General features: G+C 38.6%; 7 protein-coding genes. 1 reads left to right on the forward strand and 6 read right to left on the reverse strand.

All coding sequences use genetic code 11. The features are described from left to right. Window positions 1-256: 256 nt before the first annotated feature. The 6 genes from feoB to gcvH form a co-directional block, all read right to left on the reverse strand. Window positions 257-2,371 (reverse strand): ferrous iron transport protein B, encoded by a 2,115-nt coding sequence (gene feoB / locus FHT21_RS24620; protein WP_167297391.1) that lies wholly within the window; start codon window positions 2,369-2,371, stop codon window positions 257-259. 5 nt (window positions 2,372-2,376) lie between these two features. After that, the gene (locus FHT21_RS24625; protein ID WP_167297329.1) at window positions 2,377-2,592 is read right to left on the reverse strand and encodes a FeoA family protein; all 216 of its coding nucleotides are present in this window, start codon (window positions 2,590-2,592) and stop codon (window positions 2,377-2,379) included. A gap of 97 nt (window positions 2,593-2,689) precedes the next feature. After that, on the reverse strand, window positions 2,690-5,461 hold the full coding sequence (locus tag FHT21_RS24630) for a TonB-dependent receptor (protein WP_167297330.1): 2,772 nt from the start codon (window positions 5,459-5,461) through the stop codon (window positions 2,690-2,692). A 174-nt stretch (window positions 5,462-5,635) separates the two neighbouring features. Beyond that, window positions 5,636-8,446, reverse strand: a complete 2,811-nt coding sequence (locus FHT21_RS24635; protein ID WP_167297331.1) for an outer membrane beta-barrel protein — start codon at window positions 8,444-8,446, stop codon at window positions 5,636-5,638. Window positions 8,447-8,769: 323 nt separating this feature from the next. Then, a complete protein-coding gene (locus tag FHT21_RS24640; protein ID WP_167297332.1) occupies window positions 8,770-9,195 on the reverse strand; it encodes a VanZ family protein in 426 nt (141 codons plus the stop codon). Window positions 9,196-9,205: 10 nt separating this feature from the next. After that, the gene (gene gcvH, locus FHT21_RS24645) at window positions 9,206-9,586 is read right to left on the reverse strand and encodes a glycine cleavage system protein GcvH (RefSeq protein WP_167297333.1); all 381 of its coding nucleotides are present in this window, start codon (window positions 9,584-9,586) and stop codon (window positions 9,206-9,208) included. A 252-nt stretch (window positions 9,587-9,838) separates the two neighbouring features. Between gcvH and FHT21_RS24650 the strand changes: the two genes are divergently transcribed. Next, window positions 9,839-10,303, forward strand: a complete 465-nt coding sequence (locus FHT21_RS24650) for a hypothetical protein (protein ID WP_167297334.1) — start codon at window positions 9,839-9,841, stop codon at window positions 10,301-10,303. Window positions 10,304-10,473: the final 170 nt, after the last annotated feature.

Raw genomic sequence — 10,473 nt, forward strand, 5'->3', positions numbered from 1 at the left:
AATCAATAGCAAATTGCCTAATTGCTCCCTTCGACTCCATTCAGAGTGGCAAATGCATGCTCCCAATCAAAAATAGCAGTATTGTATTGACCTCTTAGACCCGATTGAAGTGAACACGAAGCCGTAGGCGAAGTAAAACGCAAAGCGGGAGAGAACATCAATAGTTGTACAGGCACTGCTCTCCTAACCTTAATAATTACATTTTAAATGAGCTCCCTCGAGTACGCCCTGGGCGGACAGCTGAGAAAAGATTAAGCTATTTCAACAGCTGGTAAGCAACAAGCGCAGCAACATAAGCCATAGCCGTCATATATGCCAATTGGATTACCGGCCATTTCCAGCCTTTGGTTTCGCGGTAAACTATAGCAACCGTACTCATACATTGCATGGCAAAGGCATAAAAAAGCATTAATGAAATACCTGTAGCAAAAGTATAAACAGGCAAGCCAGTGCGGTTATTAACCGAGGCCGACATGCGTTCTCTAATGGTAGTAGTATCTTCATCACCACCATCAACGCTATAAATAGTGGCCATCGTGCCAACAAAAGCTTCTCGGGCAGCAAATGAAGTAATTAAACCAATACCAATCTTCCAATCGTAACCCAAAGGGCTGATTGCCGGCTCGATCCAATGACCAAGAATACCCACATATGAATTTTCTAACTTCTCGGTAGCCACCAGCGTTTTAATATGATCAGTATTTTTTGTCGTATCAGCCAGAGCAGACTCGTATTTTTTATCGATACTTTCAAAACGGTTTCCTGGTCCGAATGAAGCCATTACCCAAAGGATGATGGAAATGGCGATGATTACTTTACCGGCTTCGAACACAAAGGTTTTCGATTTCTCGTACATGGTGTAGAACACGTTTTTCCACCTTGGCATGCGGTAAACCGGTAACTCCATGATAAAATAAGACCTTTCTTTAGTTTTGATAATGAATTTCATTACCCATGCTACTAATACCGCAGCAATAATACCCACCAGGTACATCACCATTAATGCCAGTCCCTGCAGGTTAAAAACACCTAGAACGGTTTTAGAAGGAATGATTAACGAAATAATCAAAATATATACGGGAAGTCTTGCCGAACAGCTTACCAATGGAGTAACCATAATCGTAATCATTCTATCCTTCCAGTTTTCGATATTTCGGGCAGCCATAATAGATGGAACAGCACAGGCCAAACCGCCAATCATCGGTACTACCGATTTACCGTTAAGCCCAACTTTACTCATAACTTTATCCATCATAAAGGTAACACGGGCCATATAACCCGTATCTTCTAAAATGGATATGAATGCGAAAAGAATTGCAATCTGTGGAATAAAAACAAAAATACCTCCTAAACCTGCAATTACACCATCCAACAACAGATCGCTAAGCATACCTGCGGGCAAATATTTATGCCCAATGTTGGTAATAAAACCAAAACCAGTCTCAATCCAGTCCATCGGATAGGACGACCAGGCAAATATAGCATTGAAAATTACAAAAAGGATAAGCAAGAAAATGGCAAATCCCCATACTTTATGGGTTAAAATAGCATCTAATTTATCGCTGAAAGAAAATTTCTTTTCGGTCCCTTTGTCAATAACTACATCAGATAAAATCGTACTGAGATGTTTATATCTCGCAATAGTTTCTGCAGCCTGAATTTTAGAAGATTCGAAATGGTGAGATTGTTCTATATGCTCAATTTCTTCCTGCTCTTTTTCGGTAAAGAAAGTTAAATGTTCATGCTGATGCAGCACCTGGAGTGCATAATAATCGTTGTCGGAATTGAGTTTCGATTTTATAGCATTAATTGCTTCCGGAGCCAGGAAATTCACATCTACATCCTGATATTGTGTGGCAATTTTATTGGTATTGGCAATGGCTTGTTTCAGTTTATCAATTCCGATATTATTCCTTGCCGAAATGGAAACCACCTGAATACCCAACTTTTCTGCCAGTTTATCCAGCTTAATCTCAATCCCCTGCTTGGCAGAAAGGTCGATCATATTAAGGGCCAAAATAATCGGGATACCTAAATCTGCCACCTGCGAATACAAAAGCATATTACGCTTTAAATTCGAAGCATCGGCAATGAGTACAATAACATCAGGATGGCTATCGTTTTCTTTATCGGCAAGCACCTGAAAAACGATGCTTTCATCAGCACTTTTCGGATATAAGCTATACGTTCCCGGTAAATCGATGATCTCGGCTTCTTTACCGCTGGCAAGTTTTGTAAAACCTGTTTTCTTATCGACAGTAATGCCTGGAAAATTTCCAATTTTTTGATTTAACCCTGTTAAACGATTAAATAAAGTAGATTTACCTGTATTGGGATTACCAACTAATGCAACTTTAATATCCAAACCCAGTTCTTTTATTGAATAATGATAACATCAGCTTCACTTTTACGCAAACAAAGCTGATAGCCAGCAACACGGATAGCCATAGGGTCGCCCAGAGGCGCAAAACGCTCTACCTCTACCTCCTCACCCGGCAAGCAGCCCATCTCCATTAACTTTACAGACATATCTAAATCTGTAAAAGCTACAATTGTTCCCTTTTCTCCAACTTTTAGGTGCGACAGTTTCATGTGCTAAATTTGGCGCAAGTTAACCTTTCTTTAGATTTATTCCAAATAAGATAATAGGGTATGGGATATAAATTACATAGCTTTACCCTAAAATGATCTAGTTTCGTTGCCTGCCCCCGCCAAAGCCTCCCCCAGCGTTACCGCCACGTCCCCTGCCACCTTCTTCGCCTCCTCTGATGCGGTTTTTACCACCCATACGATTTAACGAATAGGTAAATGAAAACATAAAATAACGCCGCAATACATTGTAGCTTTCGTCACGGATAGTATTGTTGTTGGCCGTACGGCTTACGCCCTGGTTTTCGTTCAGCAAATCGTTTACTGCTGCTTTAAAAGTGCCCCGGTTTTTAAAAAACTGTTTGCTAAGGTACGAGTTCACCAGAGTAAAGTGGGTATCGAAATTCTCTCCTCTGCCTGTATTCTGGTTATAATCGGCATCAACCGACCAGCGGATATCGCCAGGAAACATATAACTGATGCTGATATTGGGACTAAAAGTGTAATAACGCGTGTTTGAATTGGGCTGAACGGAATAGGTAGCCCTATTAATTGAACCATTAACGCCGGCAGTTAAATCGAGTTTATCTAAATTGGAAACCAGACGGTAACCATTGCTAATCGACCAGCTGTTGGTGATATTTTTTAAGGTATTGGTAAAGTTTACATCGCGATCGTAGTTGCCGCCTATATTGATGTGGAAATTAAGCTTATTTTCTGCCATAATGGGCAAACTCAATGAAGAGGATAATGAACCTGAGTAAACACCGTTTACGTTTACGGGCAATACGGCAAATTTACCCTGGTTAACACCTTTTTCTATTAAACTGCTGCTATTGGCAATTTTATTGGAAGTTTGGGTTAGGTTTACATTCACAAATAACGATCTGTTTTTTCCGACTGTAAAAGTGTTGTAGGCAATGCGTAGGGTATTATTAAACTCGGGCTTTAAATCGGGGTTCCCCAGCGGGATGCTTTGTGTGTTGGTATTGTTAGGAATAGGCTGCAACTGTTGTATGGTAGGCTGATTGGTACTGCCACGGTAATTGAAGACCAAGCGCTTGTTATTACTAAAATTGTACCTGAACATGGCAGAAGGTGTATAGTTAAATACGTTTTGTTTTAATATAAATCCACGGGTAATGTTATTATTTTTACGATCGGTATTTTGAACGGCCATCCCCACATTCCAGTTGTATTTTTTAGCCATTTTATTAAAACTGAAACCAGCTGTATTGGTTAAAATGGTGTTTTCGTAAACGTTACTTAATGAATCATTCAGCAAATCGTAGTTTAGTGTAACCGGATTAAAGTCGTAAGTAAAACGATCAGAAGTATTATGGTTATAGCCGTTCTGATAGTTAAACTCCAGGCTCAGGGTTTTATCTAAAGGTTCAGTATAAACCAGTCGGGTATTCTGACTGATAGATTCGCTTTCCTGATCATTGAGCTGGTTAATAATCTTTTCCGTTTTAACATTATCTTTTTCACGCGTTTCGGGATTGTAATTATAATTATCGGCGTCGTTATTGTTAATGTTGGTATTAAAATTCAGCGACAATGTTCTTCCACGGCGCATAAACTTTTTGCGCAACAAAATATTATTACTGATAGATGGGGCAGTATTATGATTGGTTAATCGCTGGGAGCCGCTTGTATTATAGGTGCCAAAATCGCGGGTGTAAATACTGTTGTTTACGCTTTCGTTGTTGGTATAACTTAAATTCGGCTGGATGCGCAATGAGGTAAGCGAATCTAGCTTGGTATCGACCATAAAGTTTAAACGGTGGTTTAGGCGATCGGAAGTATTGGTCTGGTTATTATTGAAAACCGTAGTCACATTGCCCAAAAGGTTTTGGGTAACGCTGTTTCTTAAAATCAGGTTATCAGATTTATTAACGAAATAGCTGAAATTAATTTCGGTTTGATCAGCATATATATCAGAGAAGTTAAATCCACCGGCTTTAGTATCGGTAATCCCGCCCCGGCCACCATTACTGCCGCCATTTCCTCCTCCCAGGCCGCCGCCAAAATTTTGTTTGTTTACATTATTGAATTGGGCAATTACACTCAATCGCTTGTCCTGATTAAAATGGTTAATGTTCGCATTTACATCGTAACGGTCGTTAGAACCATAACCGCCCGTGCTATTTCCGAAGTAGCCGTTTTTCTTATCTTTTCTGGTGGTGATATTAATGATCTTGGTTCTCGAACCATCATCGATTCCGGTAAACTGTGCCTGGTCTGACAGTTCATCGATAATCTGAATTTTATCGATCATATCGGCCGGAAGGTTTTTAGTGGCCAATAAAGGATCATTCCCAAAAAACTCTTTTCCATCTACCTTAACTTTGGTAATGGTTTCACCCTGGGCTTTTACTGTTCCGGCTTTATCTACCTCTACTCCTGGCAATTTCTTTAACAAATCTTCTACTACAGCATTCTCTACCACCTTAAACGAGCTTGCATTAAACTCAAGGGTATCTTTTTTTACCACAATTGGCGGAATTTCTGCTTTAATATCAACCGTCTGAAGATCTATTGCGCCGCCTTCTAAAACAATATCTGCTAAGGTTATATCTGCTTTATCCACAGTAATAGTAAAATCTTTTGTGGCGTTCTTTAAACCTAAAAACGCTGCATATAACCTGTAGGTCCCAGGCTTTAGATTTTTAAAAACGAACTTCCCATCTTCTGTAGTGCTTACCGCACCTACCATGCTCGAATCTGTGAGGTTTTTAACAGCCAAAGAAGCATAGTCAATTGGCTTTTTATCTTTTGATTGAATAACCCGTCCGCTAACTGAACCTGTTTTCTGGGCGTAAACATAAAAAGATGATAAAATTAGAAGGAGCGTAAAAATTCGTTTCATTCGGTTAGTTTGGTTTATAGCATAGAGACTGCAGGCTTTTATAAAGGTTTATTTTACTTAGGTAACATTTGAAATACATAAATGTCAACAATACATTTAATCATAAACCGGGTGGATATAAAACAAAAAAGTCCCGGTTAAAACCGAGACTTTCTTTATTTTAATCTAACCGTTTTACATTCTTATACGGCGACCGCCATCACCTCCCTGACCAGGCATTTGCATATCTCCACTCATATTTCTTCCTCCAATGCGGGTTAGAGAATAAGTGAAAGAGAACATGTAATAACGTTTTAACACATTATAGTTTAAATCTGTAATTGAAGTACCTGATGTCGTTCTCGAAATACCTGTATTTTGATTCAATGCATCATTTACAGAGAATTTAAAAGTAGCCCGGTTTTTAAAGAACTGACGGCTGATATAAGGGTTAATAATGGTATATTCCTGGTTATACAAATCGCCACCACCAAAATTTCTGAAATAATCGATATCCATAGCCAGCCTGATGTTTGCCGGAAATACGTAGCTCACATTAAAGCTCGGGTTAATGGTGTAATACTGGGTATTTGCCGATTGCTGTGCCGAAAACGTAGAGTTAGTATAACTACCGGTTATACCACCGGTTAAATCAAATTTATCAACGTTGGTAACCAGTTTATAACCATTAGATATGGTATAACTATTGGTCACATTTTTTACCAGTTGAGTGCTCGCGTTAGGCGCAATAAAGTTTACGTTTCTGCTATACGAACCATTACCCGAAATATTTAAGGTAAGCTTCCGCTCAGCCATTAAAGGTAAAGACCAGGTAGCATTGGCATTACCAGCATAAACGCCATTAACATTAATGTAACTAACCTGCTGAAGGCCGCCACCTATTGGAACAACCGTATTTCCAATACTGTTAAATGTCTGCGTAAGGTTTAATCCAGCAAAGAAGAAACGACCACTTTCGATATTGAAATTATTGAAGTTAATCCTCAACTGGTTATTAAATGAAGGTTTCAAGTCCGGGTTACCTACGTAACGGGTTTGCGAATTTGTATTATCTGGGATAGGCTGAATCTGATCGATGCTTGGCTGCGTAGTAGAACCACGATAATTGATAAATAGTCGTTTACGATTACTGAAATTATATCTGAACTGCGCAGATGGCGTAATGTTAATGAAGTTCTGTGTACGTTTTAAACCTGTAGTTAAATTGGTATTCACCCTATTGGTCTGCTGTGCGGCTACACCAATGTTCCAGTTGTATTTTTTCTCTGTTGTAGTAAAACTAAAACCAGCCGCATTGGTTAAAGTACGGTTATTATAAATATTCGAAAAGGTATTATCTACTAAATCGAATTGCAACGTAAGGGGATTATAGTTAAACACGTCTCTCTGCGAATCGCTGTTTGAGTAACCGTTCTGATAATTAAACTCTACGCTTAAGGTTTTATTTAAAGGCTCGGTATATACCACTCTTGTGGTATTGCTTATCGCATGGCTATTGGTGTTGTTTAACTGATTGGTTAGCGAATCTCTTTTTACTCCGTTTTCTGTAATATGATCTAAACGGTAATTTTGATTGGTCCCGTCGTTATCATTTATGCTGGTGTTTACATTTAATGATAGCGTGCGGCCCCTACGCTTAAAACTTTTACGCACCAATAAATTATTGCTAATGGTAGGTGTAGCAGCAGTCGTGGTGTTGTGTTGTTCACCTATAGTGGAGCCGTCACTAAGTATTCTGGTATAACTATTAAAGTTATTTCCATCTGTTTCGGTATAGGCCAGGTTTGGCTGTATTTTAATAGATAATGAAGGATTGATCTTCGTATCCACCATAAAGTTGAAACGGTGGTTGGTACGGTCGGTTGTATTGTTTAAATTCTGCGTAACATCAGTCGTACTACCCCCAAAAAGATTTTGGATATGTGAGTCCTGAATGATATCAGCAGTCGATTTATTGAAGAAATAACTGGCCTGAAACTGTGTGCCATCTTTGTAAGTATCGGCAAAGTTTAAACCCGCAGCATTGGTTGTAGTGATACCACCTCCGCCACCGCCGGAGTTACCTCCACCGCCGCCGCCAAAACCGCCACGGCCGCCGCCACCACCACCAAATCCGTTTCCTACGCCACCACCCTGGCCAAAGTTTTGTTTATTTACGTTATTAAACTGACCGATGAAGCTGATCTGACGGTCATCATCAAACTTGTTTACATTTAAACTGGCATCGTAACGGTCGTTAGAACCATAGCCTACAGTACTGTTACCGAAATAACCGTGTTTCATGCCGTTTTTAGTGGTAATGTTCAGGATTTTATTTCTGGTTCCATCATCAATACCGGTAAATTGTGCCTGTTCAGAAAGCTCATCAATTACCTGTATTTTATCAACCATATCTGCTGGTAAGTTTTTGGTTGCCAGTAAAGGATCGTTACCAAAAAACTCTTTTCCATCTACCTTTACTTTGGTAACGGTTTCACCCTGTGCTTTGATACTCCCATCTTTAGCTACCTCAATTCCAGGCACTTTCTGCAACAAGTCTTCAACTACTGCATTTTCGCGTACTTTGATCGATTTGGCATCAAACTCTACTGTATCCTTTTTCACCACAATCGGAATTGTAGCGGTAACATTTACGGTTTTTAAATCAACGCCGTCGTCGCTCATGGCAATTTCGCCGGCATTTACTGCTGCTTTAGCCACTTCTATATCTTTAGTAGCTGTTTTTAAACCTAAAAAGGCAGAATAAATCCTATACTTACCTGGAGCTATGGCCTTAAAGCTAAAACTTCCATCAGGATTGGTTTGACCGGATGCCACAACACTCGAATCTTTTAAGCTCTTAACTGCTATTGTAGCAAAATCAACCGGCTTTTTATCTTTCGCGTTAATTACTTTTCCACTTATCGAACCAGTATTTTGAGCCTGAGCAATATATCCACAAAATAGGAGTACAATGAATATTGCACTCTGAACGTTTCTTTTCATCAAAAAAAATTAGATATTAAATGTAAAACTAAGCTATCAGACTGTAGAAAAGTCGAAAGGTTTGTTAAGGTGTGTTAAAAGCTTGGTAACATTTTAAATACAGCCAAAAGAAGGTAGTCAGATCGAAAAGGAAGATCGATCAGTAAAAGGGGATTATTTTTGTGGCGAGGGATAACTTTTGTAATATACTTTTGGGCAGTTACAGTTCTTTTTAAAGATACTGCATCCACTTAAACATATGGCCACAATCACACAAATGATGCTAACTTTTGTTTTCATTGATTTTATTTTATTTCAATTGCAATGAAGCCATTTAGAATACACTAACTGTTTTTGGTAAGTGTGGTATTCGCCATAGTTTCATTGAAGTTTAATTTATGGAGCAACACATAACTAAAAACAGCCATTGATGCACCTAACATATCGCAACCAAAATCCCACCATTCTGCAGATCGGTAGGTAAAAACTTTCCATTGCAACAATTCAATTCCGCCACCAATGATCGCATTGATGAGCAATATTTTAAAAATGGTTAATGTTCTGAAAGCAAAAGTATGCTGGTATCTGATTTTACCGTAGAAGAGCAGCACCGATAAAACAAAGAAAAAACCCATATGGGTCATTTTATCAAAGCCTTTAAAGAAAAAACCGCTGTTACCAACAGAATCGGAAATTTTCATATTACAAAGCACTAAAACCACCACGGCCCATAATACGGCCCATTTTTGATGTTTTAGTGCTTTGTACAAAATATAATAATTAAGCGCCTACCAATTCCTGGTAAGCTTCTGCAGTTAATAAACCTTCTACTTCAGCTAAATCAGCTAAAGAAACTTTTACCATCCAGCCTTTTCCGTATGGATCAGAGTTTACCAATTCCGGATTATCATTTAATTCAGCATTAACCTCTAATACCGTACCCGTAACCGGCATATATAAATCAGAAACGGTTTTAACAGCTTCAACAGTACCAAAAACTTCTTCTTTTGCTACTTCGCTACCTACCGTATTGATATCAACATAAACAATATCACCTAATTCGCGCTGCGCAAAATCAGTTACGCCAATATAAGCTTCGTTACCTTCAACTCTAACCCACTCGTGGTCTTTAGTGTATTTTAATTCTGATGGAAAATTCATGGTTTGTATTTATTGAATATAAGTTATATTAATTTTCTTGTTTTATTAAAGCTTGTATAGATTAAACGTTTGCTAGCGTTTACCCGCCAAAAATACAATTTAGTTTAACATATCGCAATGCCTGGCAAATTAACTTATTAGAATTGCGCTAATTTAATCAGTTGATGCTTCCACGCGGAGATATTAAATCATTATACTCACCAAACAGATTCAGGAAAAATATTTATATTCACTTCACAATTAACGCTCAACATGAAATCTGCACTATTTTATACTTTAAAAGTGTGCCTGGCGACCTTGCTCACCTCTGCACCTGTAACCATGGCCATTGGATTTGCTTATATCGGATTGATTACGCTCATCAAACCACTGAATTACATTTTTAATTTTCACCTCTCCTTCAGTCATGTATTTTTATTTGTCGCTATACTTGCAGCACTAATCATGTTAAATAGATATCTGATCGCAAAAGTGGGTTATAAAAGATTTATAAATGACAGGCCGGTAGCACATTCAATTGTTATCTTTCTGCTCTATCTGGTTATCAGTGGCTCCGTGCGTTTCATCAGTTTTGATTATCTCCTGTTCAGTTATGCTCCTATGTTCTTAACTGCATATGTATTTAGCAGAATATTCTCTGAAACAGCTAAGAAGGAATTTTGGAATCTGCTGAATGAACGGCATGATGATGGTTTAAAACCTTTAAGCGATCAATAGTTTTTCAATATTGATCACTGATCTGATCAGCTTTTTGATCTTATCAAACCCAAAAAGAGGCCGCATTATATTTATGGATTGTTATCCTTACCTTGTCGAAAGACCTACCATACCTCGTCTAAAACGTTTCGATACTTTGTCAAGCTCCCTACAGGCAGAGCTCAACGCGG

Source organism: Pedobacter sp. SG908, assembly GCF_011759615.1.
GTDB lineage: Bacteria > Bacteroidota > Bacteroidia > Sphingobacteriales > Sphingobacteriaceae > Pedobacter > Pedobacter riviphilus.

What these genes read in the sequence shown, in the direction of transcription:
- FHT21_RS24625 (WP_167297329.1), bottom strand. Translation starts at nt 2,592, where the DNA reads ATGAAACTGTCGCACCTAAAAGTTGGAGAAAAGGGAACAATTGTAGCT.
- FHT21_RS24630 (WP_167297330.1), bottom strand. Translation starts at nt 5,461, where the DNA reads ATGAAACGAATTTTTACGCTCCTTCTAATTTTATCATCTTTTTATGTT.
- FHT21_RS24635 (WP_167297331.1), bottom strand. Translation starts at nt 8,446, where the DNA reads ATGAAAAGAAACGTTCAGAGTGCAATATTCATTGTACTCCTATTTTGT.
- gcvH (WP_167297333.1), bottom strand. Translation starts at nt 9,586, where the DNA reads ATGAATTTTCCATCAGAATTAAAATACACTAAAGACCACGAGTGGGTT.
- FHT21_RS24650 (WP_167297334.1), top strand. Translation starts at nt 9,839, where the DNA reads ATGAAATCTGCACTATTTTATACTTTAAAAGTGTGCCTGGCGACCTTG.